Annotated in this window: 23 protein-coding genes; 5 read left to right on the forward strand and 18 right to left on the reverse strand. The window is 72.5% G+C overall.

Features of this window, described 5'->3' with window-relative positions:
* The 3 genes from ureA to VIU94_RS16920 form a co-directional block, all read right to left on the reverse strand.
* Positions 1-536: urease subunit gamma (gene ureA, locus VIU94_RS16910; RefSeq protein WP_331912317.1), on the reverse strand; the 536-nt coding region annotated here is incomplete at its 3' end.
* A gap of 164 nt (positions 537-700) precedes the next feature.
* A complete protein-coding gene (locus VIU94_RS16915; protein WP_331912319.1) occupies positions 701-1,282 on the reverse strand; it encodes a TetR/AcrR family transcriptional regulator in 582 nt (193 codons plus the stop codon).
* Positions 1,283-1,338: 56 nt separating this feature from the next.
* Complete coding sequence (locus tag VIU94_RS16920) at positions 1,339-2,895, reverse strand: serine/threonine-protein kinase (protein WP_331912321.1); 1,557 nt, start codon at positions 2,893-2,895, stop codon at positions 1,339-1,341.
* A gap of 83 nt (positions 2,896-2,978) precedes the next feature.
* Here VIU94_RS16920 and VIU94_RS16925 point away from each other — a divergent pair, with 83 nt between their 5' ends.
* The 4 genes from VIU94_RS16925 to VIU94_RS16940 all read left to right on the forward strand — a co-directional run bounded on the left by VIU94_RS16925 (position 2,979) and on the right by VIU94_RS16940 (position 7,677).
* On the forward strand, positions 2,979-3,629 hold the full coding sequence (locus VIU94_RS16925; RefSeq protein ID WP_414720963.1) for a TetR/AcrR family transcriptional regulator: 651 nt from the start codon (positions 2,979-2,981) through the stop codon (positions 3,627-3,629).
* Between the two features lie 92 nt (positions 3,630-3,721).
* A complete protein-coding gene (locus tag VIU94_RS16930; RefSeq protein WP_331912325.1) occupies positions 3,722-4,888 on the forward strand; it encodes an agmatine deiminase family protein in 1,167 nt (388 codons plus the stop codon).
* A gap of 111 nt (positions 4,889-4,999) precedes the next feature.
* A complete protein-coding gene (locus tag VIU94_RS16935) occupies positions 5,000-6,808 on the forward strand; it encodes an ABC transporter ATP-binding protein (protein ID WP_331912328.1) in 1,809 nt (602 codons plus the stop codon).
* 143 nt (positions 6,809-6,951) lie between these two features.
* Positions 6,952-7,677: a DUF2470 domain-containing protein gene (locus tag VIU94_RS16940; protein WP_331912330.1), complete on the forward strand. Its 726-nt coding sequence runs from the start codon at positions 6,952-6,954 to the stop codon at positions 7,675-7,677.
* Between the two features lie 22 nt (positions 7,678-7,699).
* Here the strand turns inward: VIU94_RS16940 and VIU94_RS16945 are convergent, their stop codons facing one another.
* From VIU94_RS16945 to VIU94_RS16975, 7 genes are all read right to left on the reverse strand, one after another.
* Complete coding sequence (locus VIU94_RS16945) at positions 7,700-9,670, reverse strand: ABC transporter permease (protein ID WP_331912332.1); 1,971 nt, start codon at positions 9,668-9,670, stop codon at positions 7,700-7,702.
* Positions 9,671-9,747: 77 nt separating this feature from the next.
* The gene (modA, locus tag VIU94_RS16950; protein ID WP_331912334.1) at positions 9,748-10,551 is read right to left on the reverse strand and encodes a molybdate ABC transporter substrate-binding protein; all 804 of its coding nucleotides are present in this window, start codon (positions 10,549-10,551) and stop codon (positions 9,748-9,750) included.
* 86 nt (positions 10,552-10,637) lie between these two features.
* Positions 10,638-11,030, reverse strand: coding sequence for a TOBE domain-containing protein (locus tag VIU94_RS16955; RefSeq protein ID WP_331912335.1), 393 nt, complete (start codon positions 11,028-11,030; stop codon positions 10,638-10,640).
* A 110-nt stretch (positions 11,031-11,140) separates the two neighbouring features.
* A complete protein-coding gene (locus VIU94_RS16960; protein WP_331912337.1) occupies positions 11,141-11,617 on the reverse strand; it encodes a molybdopterin-dependent oxidoreductase in 477 nt (158 codons plus the stop codon).
* Between the two features lie 496 nt (positions 11,618-12,113).
* Positions 12,114-12,509, reverse strand: a complete 396-nt coding sequence (locus VIU94_RS16965; RefSeq protein WP_331912339.1) for a TOBE domain-containing protein — start codon at positions 12,507-12,509, stop codon at positions 12,114-12,116.
* A 14-nt stretch (positions 12,510-12,523) separates the two neighbouring features.
* Positions 12,524-13,510: an MASE1 domain-containing protein gene (locus VIU94_RS16970; protein ID WP_331912357.1), complete on the reverse strand. Its 987-nt coding sequence runs from the start codon at positions 13,508-13,510 to the stop codon at positions 12,524-12,526.
* 184 nt (positions 13,511-13,694) lie between these two features.
* A complete protein-coding gene (locus VIU94_RS16975) occupies positions 13,695-14,546 on the reverse strand; it encodes a PP2C family protein-serine/threonine phosphatase (protein WP_331912359.1) in 852 nt (283 codons plus the stop codon).
* 144 nt (positions 14,547-14,690) lie between these two features.
* Between VIU94_RS16975 and VIU94_RS16980 the strand changes: the two genes are divergently transcribed.
* Positions 14,691-14,987, forward strand: coding sequence for an antibiotic biosynthesis monooxygenase (locus VIU94_RS16980; RefSeq protein WP_331912341.1), 297 nt, complete (start codon positions 14,691-14,693; stop codon positions 14,985-14,987).
* Between the two features lie 24 nt (positions 14,988-15,011).
* Here the strand turns inward: VIU94_RS16980 and VIU94_RS16985 are convergent, their stop codons facing one another.
* From VIU94_RS16985 to VIU94_RS17020, 8 genes are all read right to left on the reverse strand, one after another.
* Positions 15,012-17,852: an NHLP bacteriocin export ABC transporter permease/ATPase subunit gene (locus tag VIU94_RS16985; protein WP_331912361.1), complete on the reverse strand. Its 2,841-nt coding sequence runs from the start codon at positions 17,850-17,852 to the stop codon at positions 15,012-15,014.
* A gap of 136 nt (positions 17,853-17,988) precedes the next feature.
* Positions 17,989-20,130, reverse strand: coding sequence for an NHLP family bacteriocin export ABC transporter peptidase/permease/ATPase subunit (locus tag VIU94_RS16990; protein WP_414720964.1), 2,142 nt, complete (start codon positions 20,128-20,130; stop codon positions 17,989-17,991).
* A 149-nt stretch (positions 20,131-20,279) separates the two neighbouring features.
* Positions 20,280-21,086, reverse strand: a complete 807-nt coding sequence (locus VIU94_RS16995) for an HlyD family efflux transporter periplasmic adaptor subunit (protein WP_331912345.1) — start codon at positions 21,084-21,086, stop codon at positions 20,280-20,282.
* A gap of 82 nt (positions 21,087-21,168) precedes the next feature.
* Entirely contained in the window at positions 21,169-21,393 is a 225-nt protein-coding gene (locus VIU94_RS17000; RefSeq protein ID WP_331912347.1) for a type A2 lantipeptide, read from the reverse strand.
* A 495-nt stretch (positions 21,394-21,888) separates the two neighbouring features.
* Positions 21,889-23,148 carry a Tm-1-like ATP-binding domain-containing protein gene (locus VIU94_RS17005; protein ID WP_331912349.1) on the reverse strand — a complete coding sequence of 420 codons (1,260 nt, stop codon included), beginning with the start codon at positions 23,146-23,148 and terminating at the stop codon, positions 21,889-21,891.
* A gap of 98 nt (positions 23,149-23,246) precedes the next feature.
* Positions 23,247-23,447 carry a ferredoxin gene (locus VIU94_RS17010; RefSeq protein WP_331912351.1) on the reverse strand — a complete coding sequence of 67 codons (201 nt, stop codon included), beginning with the start codon at positions 23,445-23,447 and terminating at the stop codon, positions 23,247-23,249.
* Positions 23,448-23,451: 4 nt separating this feature from the next.
* Positions 23,452-24,696: a cytochrome P450 gene (locus VIU94_RS17015; RefSeq protein WP_331912353.1), complete on the reverse strand. Its 1,245-nt coding sequence runs from the start codon at positions 24,694-24,696 to the stop codon at positions 23,452-23,454.
* Between the two features lie 99 nt (positions 24,697-24,795).
* Complete coding sequence (locus tag VIU94_RS17020) at positions 24,796-25,584, reverse strand: ABC transporter permease (RefSeq protein ID WP_331912355.1); 789 nt, start codon at positions 25,582-25,584, stop codon at positions 24,796-24,798.
* Positions 25,585-25,642: the final 58 nt, after the last annotated feature.

Consider the following 25,642-nt stretch of genomic DNA (forward strand, 5'->3'; position numbering starts at 1 on the left):
CCGCCCGGATCGAACCGGAACGACGAACCCGCCGGCACACACAACCGCATGCCGTACGCCGCGGCCCGGTCGAAGTCGAGACGCGGATTCGCCTCGAAGAAGTGGAAGTGCGACGTCACGCTGACCGGAACCGCCGCAGTGTTGCGGACGGTGAGCTTCGCGTCCGGTACGGGCAGGGCCACGGTCTCGGACACCGGCCGTACCGCGCCCGGGGCGTCGTCGCGCCGGGTCCACGCCCCGAACGGGTCGCCGATGGCGGCCAGTCGGGAGCCGTCCTCGAAGACGGCCTCGACATGGACCTCGGTGACCACGTCGACCACGCCGGGCAGGACGTCGTCGGGACTCAGGACGGTGCGGCCGCGCTCGATCGCCTCGGCCAGACGGAGGCCGTCGCGGGCCGCCTCGCAGACGGTGTCCGCGATGAGCGCGGTCGCCTCGGGGACATTGAGCTTGAGGCCACGGGCGCGGCGCGCCCGGGCCAGCTCGGCCGCGGTGAACAGCAGCAACCGGTCGCGCTCGGTGGGGGTCAGCGGCATTCCTTCTCCGGAAGGTCGTCAGGTGGTTCGGCCCGAGGGGCCCGTGCCGACTAATGCGCTCACGGTGGCATTGACTGAAAATTTGGTCAATAGCTTGGACGTGCAGGAACGCATCTCGTTCGATCGTCCAGGTGCGGGGTGGGCGGGAACAGGAACGCGCGCGCCTACTTCTGGCGAAGCCTCGCCAGCTCGGCATCGATCGCGCCGCGCATCAGATCGCGGGCGTGGTCGATCTTGAGTCCGCCGCTGAGCCACCGCATGCTCAGGCCCTCCAGGAGCGCGGTGAGCCGTTCGCCGGCCGCGGCCAGATCGGCGGCCGAGGCCATCGGCTGCACCTGGCCGAGCAGGGCCGCGACTTCCTGGATCCATACGAGGGTCGCGCGGGCGAGGTCCTCGCGCAGTTCCTCGTCGAACACGGCGCTCGCGCGCAGTTCGCCCCAGGCGGCGCTGTTCTCCCTGACCTCCGTGGTGTCCTGGAGCTCCAGCAGGAGCGTCTGCTCCAGGTCTTCGAGGGGGGTGAGGGGTTCGGCGTCCCGGTCCCGGTCCGTGGTGTAGCGCTCCGCGCGGTCGTTGATGAACTCGAGCGTGTGGCGCAGGATCCCGGTGCGGTCCTTGAAGTAGTAGTAGATGGTCGCCGTGGACACGCCCGCTTCGGCCGCGAGTTCCTCGACGCGCAGACCGCGGACCCCGCGCCGGGCGATCACCCGGGCGGCCGCTTCGAGGATCTGAGTGCTGCGAGACGCCATGGCCCGAACCCTACCGGGCCGTTCCCGGCCCCGTGATCTCGGCCTGCTTCCCGTTGTCACCCCGCGCTTCGGTAGCCGTCCACCACGACGGTCACCGGTCCTCCGCCCTTCGCCGCCTCGATCAGCCGCACGATGACGAGGTCCTTCGCGTCGGCGCTGCGGAGGCAGAAGGGGGCCTCGTCGCCGAGCTCGTCGAACGGCAGCTTGGTCACAGGCTCCGTCTCGATGCCGCGGATGCAGTCGGCGACGCTCAGGGTGTCGCCGGGGGCCAGGTACGCGTCGCCGTCCTCGGGAAGCACGAACGCGCCGCCCTCGCGGGCCAGGTACCAGTCGGCCGTGTCGTCCGGCACCACCTTCCCCGCCTTCAGGTCGAACTCGTACGTGGCGTCCGGAGCTGTGAGCTCGACGTTCTTGTACACGGGTGCGTAGGAGGCGGCCGGTGACGAGGCGGCGGGCGGCGGGTGGTCGAGATAGCGGTACGAGACGACTCCGCCGGCGGCGACCAGTACGGCGGCCGTGGCCAGGACGGCCGGCCGCAGTCGTCGCCTGCGGCGGCGCGAGGGTGCCGGGGCACCCTCGGGCGCGGGCTCGGCAGCGGTCGCCGGGGCAGCGGCGTGCGTGGGTTGGGCGTACGTCGGTAGCGGCGTCCCCGTCCCCGTCCCAGCCCCCGTCCCCGTCCCCGTCCCAGCCCCAGCCCCCGGCGCCGGCGGTCCCTGCGCCCCGTGCCCCGCGACCTGGCTGCTGACGGTCCGGGGGAGCCAGCCGTCCGTGAACTCGGGGCGGGGTCCCACGGCGGGATGGGCGTGCACCGCCTCGATCAGCTGACCCGTCGTGGGGCGGTCCTCGGGCTGCTTGGCGAGACAGCGCCACAGCAGGTCGTGCAGTTCCGGCGGTACGCAGACGAGGTCGGCCGGTTCGTGGACCACGCGGTAGAGCGCCGCCGATTCCGGTCCCGCGCCGAACGGATGCACGCTGCTCGCCGCGAACGCGGCGAGGGCGCCGAGCGCGAACACGTCGGTCGCCGGGGTGACCGGCAGCCCCAGCGCCTGCTCGGGAGCCATGAAGGCCGCGGTGCCGATGCGCAGGCCCGTCCCGGTGAGCGCGGCGGCGTCGGCCGCGCGGGCGATCCCGAAGTCGATGACGCGCGGGCCGTCCTCGGCGATCAGCACATTGGCGGGCTTGAGGTCCCGGTGGACGACTCCGGCCCGGTGCACCGCCCCCAGTGCCTCCGCGATGCCCGCCACGAGTAGCAGCACCGTGCGCACGGGCAGCGGTCCGTGGCCCTGGACGACCTGGTGCAGCGAGGGGCCGGCGACGTAGGCGGTGGCCAGCCACGGGGTGGGGTCGTCCACGCCCGAGTCGACCACCTGGGCGGTGAAGAGCCCGTGGATCCGCCGGGCGCTGGCCACCTCCTGGGCGAAGCGCAGACGGAACTCCGGGTCCGCGGCGAACTCCTCCCGTACGGCCTTCAGCGCGATGGGCCGGCCGCCCGGCGTGTACGCCAGGTACACCACGCCCATGCCGCCCGCACCCAGCCGCGCCTGGAGGCGGTAGCCGCCGATCTCGCGGGGGTCGTCGACGGACAGGGCCGTGTGGACGGGTTGAGCGGACATGAGGTGGCTCTTTTCGGCGAGGGCGGAGGTGGACGGCCCGGTCAGGCCGACCCATCGTCGCCCTAACCAAAATTTCAGTCAATATGAGACCATCGCGAGCAGGCCATCAGGAGGGGGATCACGTCGTGACAGACCGAAGAGCGGCCATCTTGGAAGGGGCCGCGCGGGTCATCGCCCGCCGAGGCGTCCGGGGGCTGCGGGTGGAGGAACTGGCCGCCGAGGCCGGTGTCTCCACCGCGCTGGTCTACTACCACTTCAAGGACCGGTCCGGAGTTCTGCGCCGCACCTTGGAGTTCATCGGCGACCGAGCCGGACGTTATACGGCGGAGGCGGAGGAAGAGTCGGATGCGCAGTCGGACCTCGACGCTGCACCGCCCGACCCGCGGCAGGAGCTGGAGCGAGCCCTGCTCCTGGAGTTCCAGGACGTGCCCGAGGTCCGCGAGAACAGCACCGCGTGGGGCGAGTTGCGGGCCAGCGCGGTCTTCGACCCGGACCTGCGCGACGAGCTCGCCCACGCCGGCCTGACCTGGGTCCACGAGGTGGCGGCCCTCCTCGGCCGCACCCGGCCCACGGTGCCGGCGCCCGTCCTGACCGCGTCCGCCGAGCGCCTGACGGCCCTGCTCGAAGGGCTGAGCACCCGATGGCTCAGCGGCATCCTGCCCCTCGATCACGCCCGGGATCTGATGCGGGAGGCGATCGCGGTGGAGGCCGCACGCTTGGACCACGATGTTTGACTGAAAATTCAGTCAATGCCAGAGTGGGCGGTACGACGTCGTACCCACCATCGTGGAACGTGTCGTTCCACCCCTCGCGATCGGAGCCCTCCGTGTCCGCATTCCTCTCCTCCCGTCGTGGCGCACTGCGCACGCTGGCCGGTCTCGGCGCCCTCGTACTCGGTGCCACGGCGTGCGGGCCCGCGTCGCCCAGCGCGTCCGGCGGCACCCGTACCCCCGGCCCCGGCCGGTCCGACAAGACGGAGGCGGACCTGCGCTTCGGGGCCGAGTGGGAGAGCCACACCCGCACCTTCATGTCCTGGCCGGCGCTGGAGTCGGTCTGGGAGGAGGACCTGCGCTATGTGCGCGAGGACATCGCGCGGGTGGCGCGCGCCGTCGCCGAGTACGAGGCGGTCGTGATGATGGCGCGGCCCGATCAGCGGGCCGCGGCGCAGAAGGCGTGCGGCTCCCAGGTCGAGGTGATCCCGCTGGAGGTCGACGACCTCTGGGCGCGGGACACCGTCCCCGTGTTCGTCGAGGAGGACGGCGAGCTCGTCGGCGTCGACTTCAACTTCAACGGCTGGGGGAACAAGCAGGAGCACGAGAACGACGCGCTGGTCGGCGAGGAGCTGCTCGCCAAGTACAAGATCCCCCGCGTCGAGGCGCCGCTGGTCGCCGAGGGCGGCTCCTTCGAGACCGACGGCGAGGGAACGCTGCTGGTCACCGAGAGCTCGATCGTCAACGACAACCGAAACCGGGGCAAGAGCCGCGACCAGATCGAGGACGAGCTCATGGAGACCCTCGGCCTGGAGAAAGTGATCTGGCTCAAGGGGGTGCGCGGTGAGGACATCACCGACGCGCACGTGGACAGCCTCGTACGCTTCGTCGCCCCCGGCGTCGTCCTCCTCGACCAAGCGTTCCCCGGCGCCCCCGCCGACTCCTGGTCCCGTTCGGCCGATCAGGCGAGGTCCGTTCTCTCCAAGGCGACGGACGCCAAGGGGCGGCGCTTCGAGATCATCGACCTGCCGCAGCCCGACCTGGACCGGATCACGGGCGAGGGTGACGACTTCGTGTCCACGTACGCCAACTTCTACATCGCCAACGACTCCGTGTTCCTGCCCAAGTTCGGCGACCGGAAGGCCGACGACCGGGCGCGGGGGATCCTGCAGGAGCACTTCCCCAAGCGCGACATCGTGATGGTCTCGATCGACACCATCGCGTCCGGGGGCGGCGGCATCCACTGCTCCACCCACGACCAGCCCGGCAAGCCCGCCGCCTGACATCCCGTCCCACCCGTTCCACCAGGAAAAAAGCCTTGGACTGAGGGCAAGTCCGTACGGGACACTCCGTTTCCTCACCTGTTGGTGCGGCAACAGAGGGTTGGTAAGGAAATGCCTGAATCGCGTGACGGGTTACCCAGCAGGGGATCCGTCCTTCTCGCACTGCGCTATTACGGTCGGGAGCTGGCCCGGCTGCGGTGGCTGGCCGTGCCGGCGATGCTGCTTCCGGCGCTCGGCAACACCGGGATCCACTACATCGCGCCGCTGATCGTCGCCAAGCTCGTCGGCCGGATCGCCGGGGACGGCGGGACGGGCCTCGGCCCGATGCTGCCGTACGTCCTCGGCTTCGCCGGCGTGCTGCTGCTCGCGGAGGCGCTGTGGCGCGTCGGGTACCACTGCCTGAACCGCCTCGAATCCCGCGGCCTCGAGCGCCTGTACGTGATCGGGATGGACGAGCTGTTCGCCAAGGACGCGGCGTTCTTCCACGACAACTTCGCCGGGTCGCTGACCAAGCGGGTGCTGAGCTTCGCCTCTCGCTTCGAGGAGTTCGTCGACACCCTGACGTTCTCCGTCATGGGCAGCCTCGTGCCGCTGGCGTTCGCCTCGGTGGTGCTCTGGCAGTACGACCCGCTGCTCGTCGTCGGGCTGCTGGTGCTGATCGCGGTCACGGCGCTGTGCGCGACGCCCCTGATCCGCCGGCGGCAGGCGCTCGTCGCCCAGCGCGAGCAGGCGATCGCCCGGGTGGCCGGTCATGTCGCCGACAGTCTGATGAACATGGACACGGTCCGGTCGTTCGCCGCCGAGGAGCGCGAGGCGGCCGAGCACCGCTCCCGCGTCGCCGAGTCGCGGCGGCTCACGCTGCGATCGTGGGACTACGGCAACCTGCGCATCGACACGCTGGTCGCGCCGATGTCCGTACTGACCAATGTGCTGGGCCTGGTGCTCGCCCTCTCGCTCGGCGCGGGGCGGCACGGCGTGGAGGCGGTCATCGTGGCCTTCACGTACTACGCGAGCGCGACGCGGATCATGTTCGAGTTCAACCAGATCTACCGCCGGATCGAAAGCTCAATGACCGAGGCCGCCCAGTTCACCGAACTGCTTCTGGAGTCCCCGACCGTGCTCGACCCGGAGTCCCCGGAACCGCTGGCGGTCCAGGGGGCCGACGTGCGCTTCGACCGGGTGACCTTCGCCCACGGGGGTGCGAAGCCGCTCTTCGAAGGCCTCGACCTGGCTGTGCCCAGCGGGACGAAGATCGGTCTCGTCGGCCGGTCCGGCGGCGGCAAGACCACGCTCACCCGGCTGTTGCTGAGGATGACGGACATCGACGGCGGCCGGATCCTCATCGGAGGGCAGGACATCAGCAAGCTGCGTCAGGCCGACCTGCGCAGCCAGATCGCGTACGTGCCGCAGGACCCGGCCATGTTCCACCGCACCCTGCGGGAGAACATCGCGTTCGCCCGGCCGGACGCCACCGACGCCGAGATCCGCCGGGCGGCCGAGGCGGCGCACGTCACGGAGTTCGCCGACGCTCTGCCCGACGGCTTCGACACCATGGTGGGCGAGCGTGGGGTGAAGCTGTCCGGCGGTCAGCGTCAGCGGGTCGCGCTCGCCCGCGCGATTCTGCGCGACGCGCCGATCCTGCTGCTCGACGAGGCGACCAGCGCCCTGGACTCGGAAAGCGAGATCCTCGTGCAGGACGCGCTGTGGCGGCTCATGGACGGGCGGACCGCGCTGGTGGTGGCCCACCGGCTGAGCACGGTCGCCACCATGGACCAGCTCGTCGTCCTCGACCGAGGGCGGATCGTCGAGCAGGGCACGCACAAGGAACTGCTCGCGGCGGACGGTGCGTACGCGAAGCTCTGGGAACACCAGTCGGGCGGCTTCATCGACGACACGCCCGCGCGGGCGGATATGCGCTGAGCGGGTGGGATGTGCGCTGAGGGGGTGGATGTGCGCTGAATCGGGCGGGGTGGGGGGCTGGAGGATTCGCCCACCATCGCTTAGGTTAGGCTTGCCTAAGTGATGGTGGGGGCTCTATTCCACCCGTCCCGTGAGGAGTTGCCGTGAGTGCTGCGCCAGACGTCGCGCCGTCCGAGCCGACCGCCGCCGAGCGCGTCCGCTCCCTGCTGGCCCAGGCGGTGTCCCTGTCCCTCACCACGGAGGGGCAGAGCTACGACCTGATCGGCATGCATTCCGTCGACGCGCGGGGCCGGATCTCCGTCCACGCTCCGCAGGACAGCCCGCTGGCGGCCCGGGTCGCCGCCGCGCCGCGCGGAGGCCTGGCCGCCCTGCTGGAGTTCACCGACATCGCGCCGACCGCGATCCGCGACCGCGTACGCGCCAGGGTGACGATCTCCGGCTGGCTGAGCCCGTCCGACCCGGACGGCGACGGCGGGCCGCTGCGCCTCGACGTCGCGCGCGTGACCCTGTGGACCGCGGCGGGATCCCTCGACGTCGGGCTCGACGAGGTCGCGCTCGCCGAGCCGGATCCGCTCGCCGTCGAGGAGGCCGCCATGCTGACGCATCTGGCCGACGCCCACGAAGACTTGGTCGCGGAGCTCGTCCTCATCGCCGGACCGCAGCTGCCGCCGGGCGTGCTCCGCGTCGCCCCGCTCGCCGTGGACCGCCACGGCATCACCCTGCGCTGCGAGTATGGCCGAGGCCACTGCGACCTGCGGTTCCTGTTCGGGACCACGGTCCGGGACGGGGCCGAGGCGGGCGAGCAGGTCCGGCGGCTCCTCACGGCGCCGCGTCGATGCCGGAACCACCACGATGTGTCGATCGACTGAGTCCAGCTGAGTCCTGGGGGAATCACAGGGCCACGACCGTGGCCTCCGTCGCCTTGACGCTGGTCCAGACGGGTGTCCCGTCGGCGATGCCGAGGTCGGCGGCGGCCTGCGGGGTGATCTCGGCGACGAGGTCGGGCACCCGGTCGGAGGTGATGAGCAGCCGCAGCCGGCTGCCGCTGGCGGTGATCTCCCGTACGGTGCCGGGCCAGATGTTGCGCGGGCTGCCGCCGGGCCGCTCGCGGTGGACGGAGACGGCCTCCGGGGCGATGACCGCGAGGGCCTCCGTGCCCGGCGGCAGGGGATCGGCGGCGACCAGCGCGCCGCCTCCGGCGAGCGCCAGACCGTCCGCGGTCGCGGTGCCCGGCCAGGCGTTGCGGCCCAGCATCCGGGCGACCCAGGGCGAGCGGGGGTGCCGGGTGACCTCGGAGGGGGAGCCGTCCTGGAGCGCGCGGCCCTCGTCGAGCACGAGGACCCGGTCGGCGAGGGAGACGGCCTCGACGGGATCGTGGGTGACGATCAGGCAGACGCCGCCGAAGCCGGCGAGGTGGGTGCGCAGGGTGTGCCGTACGTGCGCGCGGGTCGTCTGGTCGAGCGCGGCCAACGGTTCGTCGAGCACGAGCAGCCGGGGCCGGGCGGCCAGTGCGCGGGCCAGGGCGACGCGTTGGGCCTGCCCGCCGGACAGCTGGCCGGGGCGGCGGTGCGCGAGGCGCCCGACGCCGAGCCGGTCGAGCCACTCCTGCGCGGCGCGCCGGGCCTCCGCCCGCGGCACGCCCTGCACCCGGAGCCCGTACGCGGTGTTGGCCAGCGCCGTCATGTGCGGGAAGAGCGCCCCGTCCTGCGGCACCCAGGCGACGTGCCGCCGGTGCGGGGGGAGTTCGGTGACGTCGACGTCCCCGAGCCGAAGGGTCGCGTGGGCCCTGGGCGTGAGGCCGAGGAGCGCCCGCAGCAACGTGGTCTTCCCGGCCCCGTTGGGCCCGACCACGGCGATGGTGGTGCCGGGCTCGGCGTCGAGGGTGAGGCGGGTGAAGCCGGTGACGTCGGCGCGCAGCGCCCAGACCTCCGACGGCGCGGGGGTGGGGGTGGGGCGTACGTCGCCGGGACCGGGCGGTACGTCCGCCGGACCCTCCTTTGCCACGGGCGTCGCGCCCTCCTCCGCCACGGGCGTCGCACCCTCGCGCCGCCCGTCGGCCGGGGCGCCCGTCCACCGGCCCCGCAGGGCGATCAGGACGGCCATGGCGATGGCGAGCAGCAGCAGGGAGACCGACGTCGCCGCCTCCGGTTGGTCCTGGAGGAGGAGGTAGACCTGGAGGGGGAGGGTCTGGGTGGTGCCGGGGAGGTTGCCGGCGAAGGTGATCGTCGCGCCGAACTCGCCCAGCGCCCGCGCCCAGGTGAGCGCCGCGCCCGCGATCAGGCCGGGCGCGACCATCGGCAGCGTGACCGTGAAGAAGACCCGCACCGGCGATGCGCCCAGGGAGGCGGCCGTCTCCTCGTAGCGGGGGCGGAGTCCGCCGAGCGCGCCCTCCAGGCTGATGATCAGGAAGGGCATCGCGACGAACGTGGCCGCGAGGACCGCGCCGGAGGTGTGGAACGGCAACGTGATGCCGAAGGCGGACTCCAGCCAGGGCCCGAGCAGGCCGCGGCGGCCGAACGCGAGCAGCAGCGCGACGCCGCCGACCGTCGGCGGCAGGACCATCGGCAGCAGGACGAGCGAGCGCACGAACGCCTTGCCGCGGAACGGCACTCGGGCCAGAAGCCAGGCCAGCGGGACGCCGAGGAGCAGGGACAGGCCCAGGGCCCAGAACGACACGACCAGGGACAGGCGCAGCGCCTCGACGGTTCCGGGCGAGCCGAGGTGGTCGGCGAGTTCGCGCCACTCGGTTCGTACGAGGATGCCGATCAGAGGGAGCGTCAGGAACGCCACGGCCACGAGCGCGGGCAGCGCCAGCGTGAGGGGCGGGCGTGCGCCCGGCGTACGAGCGGCGGCACGTTTCATCGACGGTTCCCTGCGAAGGAGGAAGCAAGGGGCTGCCCGTTCCCCCGGGACGGGCAGCCCCTGATGGGGGGTCCGGACTACGGCTTCTGGAAGCCGGCGTCCTGGAGGATCTTCTGACCCTCCGGCGAGGACAGCCACGCCACGAACGCGGTGGCGGCCTCCGCGTTCTTCGAGTCCTTGAGCGTGGCGGCCGGGTACTCGGCGATGGCGTTCTGCGCGTCCGGGATCTCGACGGCGTCTACCTTGTCCTCAGCGCTCGCGGCGTCGGTCTTGTAGACGAGGCCCGCGTCGGCCTCGCCCAGCTCGACCTTGCTGAGCACGGCGCGCACGTTGGGCTCCTGCGACACCGGCTTCACGGTGACCTTCTGGCCGTCCAGGACCTTCTTGCTGTACTTGCCGGCGGGCACCTCGGGCGCGGCGAGCACGACCTTGAGCTTGGTGTCCGCGAGGTCCTTCAGCTCGTCGATCTTGTGCGGGTTGCCCTCGCCGGTGGCGATGACGAGGCGGTTCTTCGCGATGACCGTCGCCGCGTTGGCGTCGGCCTTCACCTTGTCCATGCTCTTGGTGTCGGCGGTGACCAGCGCGTCCGCGGGAGAGCCCTGGGCGACCTGCGCGACGAGCTCCTGGGAGCCGGCGAAGGAGAAGGTGATCTTCGTGCCGGGGTGGGACTTCTCGTACGCCGCGCCCGCGGTCTTGAACACGTCGGTGAGCGAGGCCGCGGCGAGCACGGTGAGCTGCGCGGCGGGCGCGCCGCTGCCGGACTGGGACGCCTCGGCCCCGGCGGTGTCCTTCTTGGCGTCGGTGCCGCAGGCGGCGAGCGGGACGAGCAGGGCGGCGGTCAGCACGGCGGCGGCACGGCGTCTGGGGACGGTGAGGGACATGGGGTCTGAACTCCTTGGGGACGAGCCGAAGATGCGTGGGCGGGGAGGGCCGGCCGTGCCGGCGACGCCTGGAACTGCGTGAGGGGTCAGGTGCGGTCGATGTGCACGCTGGTCGACTTCACGCGGGCGGTGGCCTGCATGCCGACTTCCAGCCCCAGCTCCTCCACGGCCTCCCGGGTCAGGAGCGAGACGAGGCGGTGCGGTCCGGCCTGGATCTCGACCTGGGCCGCGATGTCGCCGAGCTTGATCGCGGTGACGATGCCGGGGAAGGCGTTGCGCGCCGAGGTGTACGACGCGTCCTCGTCGCCGCCGCTCTGGCCGATCTCCACGGAGAACGCGGCCAGCGCCCGGCCGTCGATGAGACGCCGTCCGCTCTCGTCGCGATGGGTCGCGACCCGGCCGGCGTCCGCCCAGCGGCGCGCCGTGTCGGGGCTGACGCCGAGCAGACGGGCGGCCTGGCCGATGGTGTAGGACTGCATGTGCGACACGGTAGGCCGATCGGGCTCGCATATGCAATAAGCCTGTGGGACCCTCCATCGCGAATGCGAGCTCGCTTGGAGGAAGGGATGAGGTGAGGCCTCCCTGTGTCTCAGCCCTCGGACGGGGGAGCCCCCGGGGTCCGGCAGGCGCCGATCCAGATCGCGGTGACGGCGCTGACGTACCGCGCCCCGCAACGGTCGGACGGGACGACGAGCTGGGCGCCGGCTCCGTCGAGGTCCGCGTCGTCCATGCGGGTCGCGAGCAGCATCGGGGCGTCGCCGAAGTCGGCGTCGATCTCCGCCCACGACAGGACCGTGTGGTGACCGTCGCCCCCGTTCACGGTGAGCAGGAAGCGGGAGCGCTCCTTGCGCCGGGCCGGGTCGAAGGCCGGACGGGTCAGGCTCACGACCTCGCGCAGCAGCGGCCCCTCGAACGTGTGGCGCTGCGGACCGGCGGTCGCGCAGTCGAAGACGACGTCGGCGCGGTGCTGGGCCCAGCCCGCGCGCAGGTCCGCGACGGTGAGCGTGGTCGGGTGGGCCACGTCCCCCCAGAGGGCGAAGCCTGGTGCGGTACTCGGTCGACTCATCGTCCATCCCCTTCGGGCCGTCGGATCGGCGGTGGCTGCGCCCAGTGATACCCGACGACTCGGACGGAGAATCGCGATTGCCATGCAAAGGATGCTGTTGCACCCGCAGTTGTGAGCTTTCTACGAGTGGGACACTCGCATCCTCCAGGTGCATGCCCCAAGCGCCCGGCGATCTTCATCTCGCCGGTGCCGGGGTCCACGGCCAGCCGGAACCACTGGGCGTTGAACGCCACCGAGCGGGGGTGCCGCCGAAGTGCCCCTCGGCGCTGATCTCGCTCGCCGCCCCCTTGGCGTGGGCCGCCTCGTACAGCTCCTTGAGGGTGACCAGTCGGCCCGCGCAGTCGACACGGCGGTGCCCTGGCCGGTCACCCAGTCCGGCGGCGCCTTCTCGTGGCTGGTGTCCTCGGGGATCGCCTTGCGCACCACGGCCTCGACCACAAGGTGGACCTGCGGGCGGCGCTGCTGTGCCGCTGACGGCCCGGGCGCATCCGGGGGATCAGGGCAGGTCGACGTGGACGTTCGTCGACTTCACGCGTGCGGTGACTGTCACGCCCACCTCGAGTCCCAGCTCCTCGACGGCCTCGCGTGTCACCAGCGAGACCAGGCGGTGCGGGCCGGACTGCACCTCGACCTGGGCGATCACGTCGTCGAAGCGGATCGCCGTCACGATCCCGGCGAACGAGTTGCGCACGGACGTCGGCACGTCCTCCGGCACGGCGTGCAGACCGGCCCCGCGCTCCTGGGCGAAGGCGGCCAGGCTCGCGCCGTCGACGACCCGGTTGCCCGAGCCGTCGCGTTCCATCCGCAGCCGACCGCCGTCCGCCCATCGGCGGACGGTCTCCGAGCTCACTCCGAGCAAACGCGCGGCCTGCCCAATGCTGTACGAGGGCACACCGCCACCTTAGGTCATGGCGCAGGCCCCCAGGGCGGGGCCTCGTCGTCCCCGGGCTGCACGTCGTCCTCGAAGGGCGGGAAGACATAGCCGTCGGGCCGGGGGTCCAGCTGGGCGACCATGAGGGCGAACCGGGCGCAGATCCGCCGGATCTCCTCATGCGTGCGGTTGCGTTCGGTGATGACGGCCGCGATGAGGAGGGCGGTCAGCGCCGTCGTCCCGTTGAACGCCTGAAGCGTCACCATGTCCGAGAAGAGATCCTCCTGGTCGAACGGGCCGTCGCCCGCGGCGGCGGCCATGATCGCCAGGGTCGACACCGTGAGCGCACACGGCGCCGCGCCGGCCAGCTGGAAGCGGAACGCCGCCCAGATCAGGAAGGGCGAGACGAGGAACAGCAGGCTCGAGTGGGGCGTGCGGGTGACCAGGAGCGTGGTCAGCACCGTGCCCGCGGCGAGCGCGCCCGCCTCCAGCCAGCGCCCCGGTGAGGCGCGCACCGGCCACCTGGCGCGGCGCAGGACCAGCAGGAATGGCGTGACGACGAGGATGCCCATCGCGTCGCCGGTCCACCACACCGACCAGGTCGACCAGAAGTCGCCGGCCTCCACCGCCCCGGAGAGGACCAGCGCGCCGGTGCCGATCGTCGAACTGATCAGCATCCCGGCGAGCGCGCCGAGGAAGACCAGCGCCAGCACGTCCCGCAGTCGGTCCAGATCGGGCCGGAGACCGGCTCTGCGCAGCATCAGCAGCGCGGCGAGCGGAGCCAGGGTGTTGCCGGCAGTGATGGCCAGCACGGCGAGCACCGAAGGGCCGAGGAACACGTTCACGAAGAAAGCGCCCAGCGCGATGCCCGGCCAGACCCGCACGCCGAGGACGAGCAGCGCGGCCAGCGCCACGCCGGTCGGCGGCCACAGCGGGGTGACCTGGTCGCGGACGAGCTGCTGGAGCAACCCGAGCCGGGCGGCCCCGTAGTACAGGGCCGCGACGACGAGGACGCGCAGCACGTAGAGCCCGTGATCGGCGAGGAAGCGCCGCGCGTAGGACCCGTGATCGGCGAGATCGCGCCGCGCGTCGGACCCGCGACGACCGTTCTGTGCACTGCGCACGACAGCAGTCTGCGCTCCCGTCCGACCGTCGGCGACCTCGGGGCCGCGCTGTCGGACCGGCCCGGACGCTCGCTGGACCGGCTCAGGCGTCCGGCGGTGGGACCGGTTCCTCTTCCTCCGGACCGTCGTAGCGGACGACGAGGACCGCGGCGTCGTCGCGGTGCCCGGTCAGGTCGGCCGTCTTCACGACGGCGTCGGCCAGCACGTCGGGGTCGGCGTCGAACCCCCGGCGCACCAGGTTCGCCACCTCGGCCAGCCCCCGCTCCATCGGGTAGTGCGGGCCCTCGACCACCCCGTCGGTGACCAGGACGAGGACCCCTGCCTCCGTCAGCCGTCGGTGGGTCACCGGGTAGTGCTCGCCCGGGGCGATGCCGAGCGGCGGCCCGCCGCTGTCGAGCGCGATGCCGTGGCGGCCTCCCGCCGTCGCCCAGATCATCGGCACATGGCCGGCCCGGGACACCGTGAGATCGCGGGTCACCGGGTCGAACCGCAGAAAGCAGCACGTCGCGAAGAGATCGCAGCCCATGGCGATCAGCAGGTCGTTCGCGCGGCCCAGCACCTCTCGGGTGTCGCTCGTCGCCTGCGCGATCGCGCGCAGACTGGTGCGCACCTGCCCCATGAAGGCGATGGCCTCCACGTCGTGCCCCTGCACGTCGCCGATCGCGATCCCGAGTGCCCCGTCGCTCATCACGAAGGCGTCGTACCAGTCGCCGCCGACGTCCAGACCGTCCCGCGACGGGGTGTACCGCGCGGCGAGCTTCAGCCCCGGCAGCTCCGGCAGTCCGGGCGGCAGCATGTGCCGCTGCAGCGCAATGGCCAGCTCGACCCTGGCCCGCTGGTACTTGATCCGGTCCAGGGCCTGATCGACGAGCTGTCCGAGCGAGACCAGCAGCTGCTGCGCGCTGTCCGGCGGCTCGGGGCGGTGTCCGCGCATGACGGGCTCCGGGTTCTCCACCTGGCTCCTCACCTCACCCTAGTCGCCGTCGTCGTCCCCCTCCACAGAGGCGGGACGGGACGGGCGGGCCTACGGTGGTCAAAGGGCGGGGGCGTCCCCATTCCCGCATGCGAGGAGGCTGCGATGGAGCAGCACTTTGTCTGGGTCACGACGCGCCGAATCAAGCCGGGCGCCTTGGCGGAGTTCGAGCGGGCCTGGCGTCCGTCGATCCATCCGGCCGGGATGCTGCACGCGTTCGCGTACTGGTCCGAGGACGGCCACGAGATCACCGGGGTGTCGGTCTGGGAGTCCCAGGACGCCTGCGAGGGCTGGCAGTCCTCCGACGCGGAGCGGGAGCGCCGCGAGGCGATGGCCCCGTACGTCGACGCCGAGCAGGAGGGCTACTACCGCGGCGGCGCGCTCACGATTCCAGGGGGCTGACGCACCGGCGCACCCACTCGCCCGTCACCGCATCTGACGGCGTACCAGCTCCTGCAAGTGGCCGCCCGGTGTCGCCAGCAGCGTGGCCGGCGGGCCCTGTTCGACGATGCGGCCGTCCGCCATGACGATCACCCGGTCGGCGTCCATCACCGTGGACAGCCGGTGCGCGATCACCAGCCGGCTCGCGCTCAGCTTGCGGGTGCTGTCCATGACGACGCCCTGCGTCTCGTTGTCCAGCGCGCTGGTGGCCTCGTCGAAGAACAGGATGCGCGGCCGCCGCACCAGGGCCTGCGCGATCATCAGGCGCTGGCGCTGGCCGCCCGAGACCGCTCCGCCGCCGGAGATCATGGTGTGCAGGCCCATCGGCATCCGCTGGATGTCCTCGGCCAGCCCCGCCATCGCCACCGCTTCGGCCACCTCCTCCTGGGAGTACGCCTCCGTGCCGCGGATGCACTCCAGGATCGAGCCGGACAGCGGCTGCGCGTTCTGCAGCACGACCCCGCACTGGCGGCGGACCTCCGCCTGGTCGAGGGCGGCCAGGTCCTGACCGTCGTACAGCACGCTCCCGGACCCGGGCCGGTCGAAGCCGATGAGCAGCCGCAGCAGGGTCGACTTGCCGCAGCCGCTGGGGCCGACGACCGCCACGAACTCGCCCGGCCGGACCTGCAGGGAGACATCGTCGAGGACCAGCGGGCCGTCCTCGGTGTAGCGGAACGTCAGGTTGCGGGCCTCGATCTCGCCGGACAGCGCACCGGGCCGCGCCCCCGCGCCGCGCACCTCCGGCTCCTCGTCCAGGAGCGGCCTGACCTGCTCGAACAGCGGCAGCGCGGCGGCCGCCGAGACCAGCGCGCCGGTGACCTGGGTGACGGAGGTCAGCAGCATGGTCAGGGCGGTGCTGAAGGTGAGGAACCCGGCGGCGGACAGCGTGCCGCGGGCCGGCCCCGCGAGCAGCATGAACATGATCACCGAGCAGAGCGGCAGACAGACCGCGTCGAGGACCGTGCTCAGGTTCCTGATCCGCCCGGCCCGCTGCTGGAGCTCCCGCGACCGGGCGAACTCGCGCGCCCAGGCGGCGTACGCGAAGCTCTCCGCCGCCGCGACGCGCAGCTTCGGCAGCCCGCGCAGCGTCTGGTACGCCTGGTTGTTGAGCTTGTTGCCGAGCGCGACCAGCCGCCGCTGCCAGCGCAGCTGCCACAGCCCCATCCCGAGGAACACCGCGCCCACGACGGCGAGCATGGCGAGCGCCACCAGCGCGAGCGACGCGCTGTACGAGAAGAGCAGCACGACGTTCATCGCGCCGACCGTGCCGGCCTGCACGACCACCGGGCCGAGACCGGACAGCACCTGGCGGACGGCGCTGATCCCCATGGCCGCGCTCGCCAGCTCTCCGGTGGAGCGCTCGGCGAAGAACCCCGTCGGCAGCCGCAACAGCCTGTCCCAGACGGCGGGTTGCAGCGTGGCCTCGATCCGGCCCTCCATCCGCAGCACGGTGAGGTTCTGCAGCAGCATGAAAGCGGCGGTGACCACGCCGGCGAGCAGCACGCCGACGGAGACCTGCACGATCAGGTCGGTCCGGGCGTTCGGCACGTACTCGCCGAGCACCCTCCCGGTGGCGATCGGCACGAGCGCGCCGAGGCCGACCGTCACCAGGCCGCCGAGGAACAGGTTCCGCAGGTCCCGCTGGGTGTTGCGCAGGCTGAAGCGGAGCAGCCGCCACGGCGTCACCGGCCCCTTGGGCAACGGCCGGTAGAACATGACCGCGCGCGGCTCGAACTCCTCCGCGTTCTCGGAGTCGACGCGGCTCCGCCGCCCGGTGGCCGCGTTCACCGCCTCGTACCGCCCGCGCCGCCACAGCAGCGCGACCGGCGCGCCCGACCTGGCCCGATGTCCGACCAGGGGGCCGCAGTCCTCCCGCCACCAGCGTCCGTCGAGCCGGACCTCGCGGGTGCGCAGGCGCGCGGCCGAGGCGATGCGCTCCACCGGTGGGACGCGGTCGTTCGCGTCGCTGCCGCGCGGGGCCTCCGGGAGCGTGATGCCGCTCGCCGACGCGACCAGCCGGCAGACGGCGTACGTGGCATCGTCCGCCGCCCGGTCGCCGGCCGCGTCCCGAGCGCCGTCGCCGCGCCGCGACCGGTCGGACCGGCCGATCGACGCGAGCAGCGCCTGGTCGGCGCGGGCGCGCACGGCTTCGCCGGCCTTGATGCCCTCCGCGGCCCGGTCCTCGTGGGCGCGGTCGAGGCGCTCGATCCAGCGGTCCACGGCGGACAGCAACCGGTGCTGCTGGTTGACCATGCGCTGCCACATCGCGCCGTCGACGAGCAGGTCGGCCGCCGCGTCCGCGCTGACGGACGCGCCGTACTGCACACTGCCCGGCTCGACCTGCATCCACAGGACGTCGTCGTCGGTCGCGGCGTCGTCGCCGGACGGACGGCCGTCGAGCGGGGCCTCGATCAGGACGCCCAGGCCGCGCCCCACGCCGAGCGCGAAGGCGTGCTCCAGCGGCCCGAGCGGGGCGTCGGGGGCGTACGCCAGGGGCTGGGTGAACTCGTATGTGTGCCAGACGCCGTACTCGTCGTACGCGCCGTACGTCTCGTACTCCGGCCGGTGCAGCTCCCGCAGGTCGATCCGGCGCAGCAGGCAGTCCTGCGAGGGCCGGCCGAGCAGGGTGTGCCGGGGGCCCTCGACCGGGCCGAGCAGCAGCGTCCCCGCCTCCAGGCGGCCCAGGAAGTGCCAGGCGCCCTGCTCGATCGCGTCGACCGCGAACAGGTCGAGCGCCCCGCACACGACGAGCCACAGCACATGCGGCCCCTCCAGCGGCAGGCTGCGCAGCCCGGCGCAGTCGACGGGTGTGCCGAGGCCGCCCAGGGCGTGGACGACGGGGTCCGCCGGTGCAGCTTGCTCGAACGGGCCCTGCTGGTACGGGACTTGATGCTGCGGATCCTGCTGGTACGGCTCTTGGGTGTACGGGCCGGCGGCCTCGGGCGAGTACGCGGACGACACGTCAGTGCTCCTTGACCAGCTCGGCGTACGCGCCCCCGGCGACGACCAGCTCCTCGTGCCGGCCGCGCTCCACCACCGTGCCGTGGTCGAGCACCAGGATCTCGTCGCTGTCGCGGACGGTGCTCAGCCGGTGCGCGATGACGACGCAGGCGCAGCCGCGCCGCCTCAGGTTGTCGATGATGGTGCGCTCGGTCTCCGCGTCGAGGGCGCTCGTCACCTCGTCGAGGACCAGGACGCTCGGCCGGCGCACCAGCGCCCGCGCGATCTCCAGGCGCTGGCGCTGGCCGCCCGAGAAGTTGCGGCCGTCCTGCTCGACCCGGCCGTGGATGCCGTCGGGGCGGCGCGTGATCACGTCCAGGAGCGCGGCGTCCTTCAGGGCGGCGGTCACCGCCTCGTCGGGGATCGACGGGTCCCACAGCGCCACGTTGTCCCGGACCGTGCCCTCGAAGAGGAACACGTCCTGGTCGACGAAGGAGACGGACGCGGCGAGCGTGCCACGCGGGATGTCGTCGAGCCGCTGGCCGTCGATGCGGATCGTCCCCTCCCAGGGGTTGTAGAGCCCCGAGATGAGCCGGGAGACGGTGGACTTGCCGCTGCCCGAGCCGCCGACGAGGGCGATCTGCTGCCCGGGGCCGACGGTCAGTGAGAAGCCGCTGAGCAGGGGCTTGTCGAGCGGGCTGTAGCCGAAGGTGATGTCCTCCAGCGTCACGTGGCCCTTGAGCCGGCGGGTGTCGGCCTCGGGGTCGGGGCCCCAGTACACCGGGTCGACCGGGAAGTTCTCGACGTCCTTCAGCCGGGCGAGGTCCGCGGCGAAGTCCTGGATCCGGCCCGCCACGCCGTTGAGCCGGGTGATCGGCGCGGTGAACCGCGCCACCAGCGCCTGGAACGCGACGAGCAGACCGATCGACAGGTGGCCTTCCACCGCCCGCAGTCCGCCGATCCACAGGATCAGCGCGCTGTTGCAGGTCGCCAGGGTCGGGGCGACGATCGCCAGGACCGCGCTCGGCACGCCGAGCCGCTGCTGCACGTCGAGCGTGGTGGCGTGCTGGCCGGCCCAGCGGCGGAAGAAGCCGTTCTCGCCGCCGGTCGCCTTCATCGTCTCGATCAGCTGGAGGCCGGTGTACGAGGTGTTGGTCAGCCGGGCGCTGTCGGCGCGAAGCTTCTGGGTGCCGGTGGCACGCAACCGGACCACGATCCGCATCGCGACCACGTTGAGCAGCGCGATCGCCACGCCCACCAGGGTGAGTTGAGGGTCGTACGTCCACAGCAGCACGGCGTACAGGAGCACCACGACGCCGTCCACGGCGGCGGCCGTGAGGTCGCGCGCCAGCGTCTCGGCGACGGCGTCGTTGGACTGCAGCCGTTGCACGAGATCGGCCGGACTGCGCTGGGCGAAGAAGCCGACCGGCAGCCGCATCAGATGGCGCAGGAAGCGGGCGCTGCTCAGCGTGGACGAGATGATCCGGCCGCGCAGCAGGTTGGCCTGTTGCAGTCCGGTCAGCACGGCGGTGAGCGCCACCAGCGTCACCATGGACGCGAACAGCGGGCCGAGCAGGGAGGTCTGACCACCGATCAAAAAGAGGTCGATGTACGTCCGGCTCAGCGCGGGCAGCGCCGCGCCGACCGCGACCAGGAGCAGGCTCGCGAGGAGTGTCGCCAGCAGGGTGCCCGTGGTGCCGCGCAGTCGGGCCGGCAGTGCGCGCAGCACGCCCGGCCGGCGGCCGCCCGGGCGGAAGTCGGCCGTGGGCTCGAAGACCAGGGCGACACCGGTGAAGCTCGAGTCGAAGTCCTCGGACGGCACGAAACGGCGGCCCTTGTCGGGGTCGTTGATGTGCACGCCACGGCGGCCGAGCCTGCGGCCCATGCCGTCGTAGACGACGTAGTGGTTGAACTCCCAGAACAGGATGGCGGGCGGCCGCACCCCGGCCAGCGCCGCCGGCTCCATCTGCATGCCCTTGGCCTGCAGGCCGTAACTGCGGGCCGCCTTGAGGACGTTGCTGGCGCGCGAGCCGTCGCGGGACACGCCGCAGGCGATCCGCAGCTCCTCCAGCGGCACATGACGGCCGAAGTGCGCGAGCACCATCGCAAGCGCGGCCGCGCCGCACTCCACGGCCTCCATCTGCAGGACGGTGGGGGTGCGCACGGACTTCTGCGTCGTGGGCTGCTGCTTGCGCGGCTGCCGCCGGTCCGGACGCCGACGGTTCGAGGGCGGCTGCGAGGACTGCCGCTGCGTCGGGGACGGCTGCGGACGGCGGCGGCGCCGGTCCGCCGGGGGCAGGCGGCGCTGTGCGGTCACGGCATCAGCCAATCGATCGGATGCTGCTCGGCCAGCCGGACGACGCCGCTGAGCGGCGTCATGGAGGCGAGGCGGTACGGCGGGCCCCCGGCGGACGACCAGGCGTACCCGGACGCGGTGCCCGGCGCGCGCTCCAGGCGCACCAGGACCGGCAGGGTCCGGCCCTGCCGGACGAACTCCTCGGCCAGTTGGCCGCTGCCGAGGAAGGCCGCGATCTGCTGACGGGACTGCGCGATGCGGCCCACGGACTCGACGCGGCCGCGCAGCACTCCGTGTTCGCGCTGCGCCACGGACTGGACGGTGAGGTCCACGGACGCGCCGACGGGGACGTTCGGCGCGTTCTCGGCGGACAGGTAGACCACGGCCTTCAGCGGGTCGTCGGGGCCCTGCACCCGCTCGACGGCGGCCACTTCGGCGCCGACGGTGACGACGGCGCCGATGCCGGCGGCGAGGGCGGTCAGGCGGCCCGCGGCGAGGGTGCGGACGAGGCCGGTGCCTTGGGGGGTGCGCAGTTCGAGGAGCGGCGTGTCGGCGGCGACCCGGTCGCCCTCCTTCGCGAGGACCTCGGTGACCTGCCCGGCGACGGGGCTCTGCAGCACGTAGCCGCCCTGCGCGTGGGTGAGCAGCCCGGGGGCGGTCAGCGTGGACGAGACGGTGCCGGTGACGGCCCAGACGGAGGCGGCGGCCATCACGAGGACCGTGACGGTCAGCACGAGCCAGCCCTGGGGGCGGGCGAAGCGCACCGGCAGGTCGATGTCGTCGCCGGACTGCAGCTTGGAGAGGGCCTGTTGGCGGAACTGCATGGAACTCTTCCCTCAACCGAGGCGGCGCGCGCATGCCCCGGGGTCGCCTGGGCGGCCCCGGGGCATGCGACGCGACATGAGATCAGACGCCGGCGATGGTGGCGTTGACCAGGCCCGCGACCGGGGAGGTGTTCAGGCCGGTGACGCCCTCGACGGTGCCGACGACGGTGCCGAGGAGCGGGGTCACGGCCGGGGCGAGGCCGTCGATGGCGAGGGTGCCGTTGGCGACGACGCCGCCACCGAGACCACCGGACACGTTGTCCAGGTCGGCGTCGGAGATTTCCATGGTCTCGATCTGGGGGTTCATGATGTGCATTTCCCTTCACATGGGGACGTATCGAAACACCCACGGAATGCTGGGCACCGGACCGGTGGCATCGATCCGGAGGGGGAGCTTCCGAGGAGGCCTGGATCAAAGCACGTCCGCGCGCCGCCCAGCCAATCGAACAGAGCCGCCAACGGGCGCTCCGGTGCGTCGGATTGCGATCCCGTGCACACCCGTCCATCGCTTGACGGCGCCTTCTTCACGGGATCACCCGACGCGACCGCCGGCCGGAGGTGTAGGCGCTGAACCGGAACCGGTGTCGGCGCTGAACCGGAACTGGGCATTCCGGCACAGAGGGGGCCCGGTCCGGCCGGCGGGCCGCGCCGAACCGGACGGATCGTCGGGAGGCGGTGTGACCTCTGCGCAATCGGTGTGCAGATCATGCGGCCGTCGCTCCGCGTCGCCGGGCTGCTGCGGACCGTCATGTCGAGGCCGTTGCAGTGCCGCTGGGCGCCGCTGTGGGCCCGCTGCGGGCCGTCAGGCGGCCGCCGTCGCCGCGATCATCCGATGCAGCAGATCCGCGGCGGCCCGCCCGTACGACGGGTCGTTGACGTCCGCGTCGATCTCCACCACGTCCACCGCGCTGCCCCGCAGCCCGTCCCGTACCGCCTCGAACAGCGCCTCGTCCACGGCCGGATCGTGGTAGGGCCCGCCCGGCGCCCCCAGCGTGGACAGCCCCCGCAGCGGCAGACAGACCGCGGTCGGCCCGGTGGCGGCCCGCAGCCGCGCGGCGACCCGCCGGCCGAGCTCCGCGCACTCCTCCCGCGTCGTGCGGACGACCGTGATGGACGGGTTGTGCACCCGTACGTCCCGATGCCGCATCCGGGCCGGAACGGTCTCCGGAGGGCCGAACTTCACCAGGTCCAGCGCGCCAGGGCCCACGACCTGCGGGATCCCGGCCCGCCCGGCGGCGCGCAGCCGGTCGGGGCCGGCCGTCAGAATGCCGCCGCACATATCGTCCGCGAGCTCGCAGAGCGTCAGGTCGAGCACCCCGGCGAACAGCCGCTGCCCTGCCAGCGATTCGAGCGTCCGGCCGCCGGTCCCGCTCGCGTGGAAGACCAGCACCTCGTAGCCGAGACCGGTCATCCGCTCGCGGGCCGCGTCGACCCCGCGCGTCGTCACCCCGGCCATGCTGGCCCCTATCAGCGGCCGGCCGCCCGTTGTGCCCCGACCCAGGTCGGCGGGGCGCAGCGCCCGCGATCCGGCGGCGCAGCCCCGCGCCATCCCGGCGACCGCGTCGACGGCGTTCGCCAGGATCGGGGCCGAGACGCGGTTGACCCCCGCGATGTCGACGACGCTGTACATCATCGTGATGTCCGCCGAGCCGACGTAGACCGAGACATCGCCGGAGGCCATCGACGACACCATCACCTTCGGCACCCCGAGCGGCAGTTCCCGCATCGCCCGGGTCGCGAGCGACGTGCCCCCGCTGCCGCCGAGCGCGAGCACGCCGTCCAGCCGGCCCCGCTCGTACAGCCCCGTCACGACCGCGGCCGCGCCGCGCGCCATGGCCGTCACCGCCGCGCCCCGGTCGCCCTCGGCCCGTAACCGCTCCAGATCGACTCCGGCCGCCCGCGCCACCTCGGCACGGGACACGTCGGCGCGGACGCGCGGCGTCCCCATCACCCCGGCGTCGACGACGACCACGTCGACGCCGTGCCGCAGCAGCCGCTCGCGCAGCCACCCGTACTCCAGTCCTTTGGTGTCCAGCGTGCCCACCAGCACTACGTTCGCCATTTCCGTACTGTCCGGGGAACGCGGCGGAGCGACAAGGGCGTGGCGTCGAGTCGCCGTCACGCTCTTGTCGCTTCGTCATGCTCCCCGGCGGAGCCGGGTCAGGACCCCTCTTTGACGGTGATCGCCGCCGCGGGGCAGAGCCCGGCCGCCATCCGGGCGGACTGCCGCCGAGGGGCGGGCGGGGTGGGCGTGAGGAGGAGCACGCGGCCGTCCTCGTCGTCCTGGTCGAAGACCTCGGGGGCGGTCAGGGCGCACATCCCGGCGCCCTGGCAGCGGTCACGGTCGACGGTGAGCTCCATCGGACTACACCTCGTCCCAGGTGACCGGCAGGCTGTGCACGCCGTAGATGTTCATGTCCGTACGCAGCGGCACGTCCTTCGCGTCCACCGCGAGGCGCAGCGTCGGGAACCGGGTCAGCAGGGCCGGGAGGGCGACCGTCATCTCCACGCGGGCCAGCTGCTGGCCCAGGCACTGGTGGATGCCGTGCCCGAAGCCCAGATGGCCGGCCGCCGTGCGGCGCAGGTCCAGGGAGTCGGGGTCGGCGAACTTCCTCGGGTCGCGGTTGGCCGCGTCCAGGGAGAGCACGACGGACTCGCCGGCGCGGATGACCTGACCGGCCAGCTCCACGTCCTCCAGAGCCGACTTCACGGAGGTGTGCGCGATGGTGAGGTAGCGCATCAGCTCCTCGACGGCCTGGCCCGCCAGCTCGGGCTCGGCGCGCAGCGCCGCGGCCTGGGCGGGGTTGCTCAGCAGGGCGAACGTGCCGTGCGCCAGCATGTTGGCGGTGGTGTCGAGGCCGGCCGCGAGCAGGAACCCGCCGACACCCGTCAGTTCCTCGTCCGTGAGGTCGGTGTCCCGGGCCAGGTCGCCCAGCAGGTCGTCGGTGGGCTCGGCCCGCTTGGCGACGACGAGGCCGCGCATGTACTCCTCCAGCCCCGTCATGGCCGCGAATCGCTCCTCCGGCGTGGCGTCGAGCGACATGATCGTGACGGCGTACCCGTGGAAGGTCTCGCGGTCGGCGTAGGGCACGCCGAGGAGCTCGCAGATCATCAGCGCCGGGATCGGCTGCGCGAACACCGGTACGAGGTCCACGCCGGGACCCTGCCGCTCCATGGCGTCGAGGTGCTCCGCCGCGATCTGCTCGACGCGCTCGGTGAGCAGGCGCATCCGACGGACGGTGAACTTACCCATGAGCAGCCGCCGGAAGCGGGTGTGCTCGGGTGCGTCCATGCCGGTCATGTCGCCGACCGGGGCGGGCGGGAACGGGCCCTCGGGGCCGCCGGGGAAGGGGTAGTGCATCAGCTCGTACCGCGAGCTGAACCGGGGGTCGGCGAGGATCGCGCGGACCTCCGCGTGCCCGGTGGCCAGCCATCCGACGTGTCCGTCGGGGAACGTCATCCGGCGCAGCGGGAGTTCCTCGCGGAGCCGGTCGAGCCCGGGCGCCGGGTCGAAGGGACAGCCGGGGGCGCGGCCGGTGGGCAGGGTGACGGGGTCGTGCGGGGCGGCGCCGGCGGTGGTCTCGGCGTCGGTGTGCGGGTCGTACGGCATGGGTTCCTCCAAGGGTAAGTACCGTGCGGATGCGGTCGGTCGGAGCGGTCCGGTGGGGCCGTGGCGGGTCATGGGAGGCGGCCTGCGTGGTCGTCTCGGCTACTTCGGGTCGCGGTTGAAGACCGCCTTCGACCAGAAGTAGCCGAGCGCGGTGAGAGCCAGGCACCAGGCGACTGCGAGCCACCCGTTGTGCCCGATCTCGCTGCCGAGCAGCAGCCCGCGCAGAGTCTCGATGGCCGGCGTGAACGGCTGGTACTCGGCGATCGGCTGGAACCAGCCCGGCATCGCGTCGAGGGGGACGAAGGCGCTGGAGATGAGCGGCAGGACGATCAGCGGCAGCGCGTTGTTGCTGGCCGCCTCGGCGTTCGCGCTCACCATGCCCATCCCGACCGAGATCCAGGTGAGCGCCAGGGCGACCAGCGCCATCAGCCCGAACGCCGCCAGCCACTCCAGGGCCGTGGCATTCGTGGCCCGGAAGCCGATGGCCACGGCGACGGTGCCCACGAGGACCACGCTGGCGACCGACTGCAGCACGCTGCCGATGACGTGGCCGATGAGCACCGAGCCGCGGTGGATCGCCATCGTGCGGAAGCGGGCGATGATGCCCTCGGTCATGTCGTTGGAGACCGACACCGCGGTCCCGACCACGGTGCCTCCGATGGTCATCATCAGGATGCCCGGCACGACGTAGGCGATGTACCTGGAGCGGTCCGCGCCGCCGCCCATGCCCGCGCTCATGGTGTCGCCGAAGATGTAGACGAAGAGCAACAGCAGGACGATCGGCGTGAGCAGCAGGTTCAGGGTCAGCGACGGGTAGCGCCGGGCGTGCAGGAGGTTGCGGCGCAGCATCGTGCCGGAGTCGCGTACGGCGAGGGACAGGGTGCTCATCGGACAGCCTCCGTGGACTGGGCGGGGACGTTGGCGGTGGCGGTGAGGGCGAAGAAGA

Source organism: Streptomyces sp. (genome assembly GCF_036566765.1).
Classification (GTDB): Bacteria; Actinomycetota; Actinomycetes; order Streptomycetales; family Streptomycetaceae; genus Streptomyces.

Excerpts from the sequence above, each read along its gene's own strand:
- VIU94_RS16920 (WP_331912321.1), bottom strand. The coding sequence starts at position 2,895 with ATGTCCGCTCAACCCGTCCACACGGCCCTGTCCGTCGACGACCCCCGC.
- VIU94_RS16915 (WP_331912319.1), bottom strand. The coding sequence starts at position 1,282 with ATGGCGTCTCGCAGCACTCAGATCCTCGAAGCGGCCGCCCGGGTGATC.
- VIU94_RS16975 (WP_331912359.1), bottom strand. The coding sequence starts at position 14,546 with ATGCGCGGACACCGCCCCGAGCCGCCGGACAGCGCGCAGCAGCTGCTG.
- VIU94_RS16960 (WP_331912337.1), bottom strand. The coding sequence starts at position 11,617 with ATGAGTCGACCGAGTACCGCACCAGGCTTCGCCCTCTGGGGGGACGTG.
- VIU94_RS16935 (WP_331912328.1), top strand. The coding sequence starts at position 5,000 with ATGCCTGAATCGCGTGACGGGTTACCCAGCAGGGGATCCGTCCTTCTC.
- VIU94_RS16995 (WP_331912345.1), bottom strand. The coding sequence starts at position 21,086 with ATGCAGTTCCGCCAACAGGCCCTCTCCAAGCTGCAGTCCGGCGACGAC.
- VIU94_RS17020 (WP_331912355.1), bottom strand. The coding sequence starts at position 25,584 with ATGAGCACCCTGTCCCTCGCCGTACGCGACTCCGGCACGATGCTGCGC.
- VIU94_RS17005 (WP_331912349.1), bottom strand. The coding sequence starts at position 23,148 with ATGGCGAACGTAGTGCTGGTGGGCACGCTGGACACCAAAGGACTGGAG.
- modA (WP_331912334.1), bottom strand. The coding sequence starts at position 10,551 with ATGTCCCTCACCGTCCCCAGACGCCGTGCCGCCGCCGTGCTGACCGCC.
- VIU94_RS17015 (WP_331912353.1), bottom strand. The coding sequence starts at position 24,696 with ATGCCGTACGACCCGCACACCGACGCCGAGACCACCGCCGGCGCCGCC.
- VIU94_RS16945 (WP_331912332.1), bottom strand. The coding sequence starts at position 9,670 with ATGAAACGTGCCGCCGCTCGTACGCCGGGCGCACGCCCGCCCCTCACG.
- VIU94_RS17000 (WP_331912347.1), bottom strand. The coding sequence starts at position 21,393 with ATGAACCCCCAGATCGAGACCATGGAAATCTCCGACGCCGACCTGGAC.
- VIU94_RS16925 (WP_414720963.1), top strand. The coding sequence starts at position 2,979 with ATGAGACCATCGCGAGCAGGCCATCAGGAGGGGGATCACGTCGTGACA.
- VIU94_RS16980 (WP_331912341.1), top strand. The coding sequence starts at position 14,691 with ATGGAGCAGCACTTTGTCTGGGTCACGACGCGCCGAATCAAGCCGGGC.
- VIU94_RS16955 (WP_331912335.1), bottom strand. The coding sequence starts at position 11,030 with ATGCAGTCCTACACCATCGGCCAGGCCGCCCGTCTGCTCGGCGTCAGC.
- VIU94_RS17010 (WP_331912351.1), bottom strand. The coding sequence starts at position 23,447 with ATGGAGCTCACCGTCGACCGTGACCGCTGCCAGGGCGCCGGGATGTGC.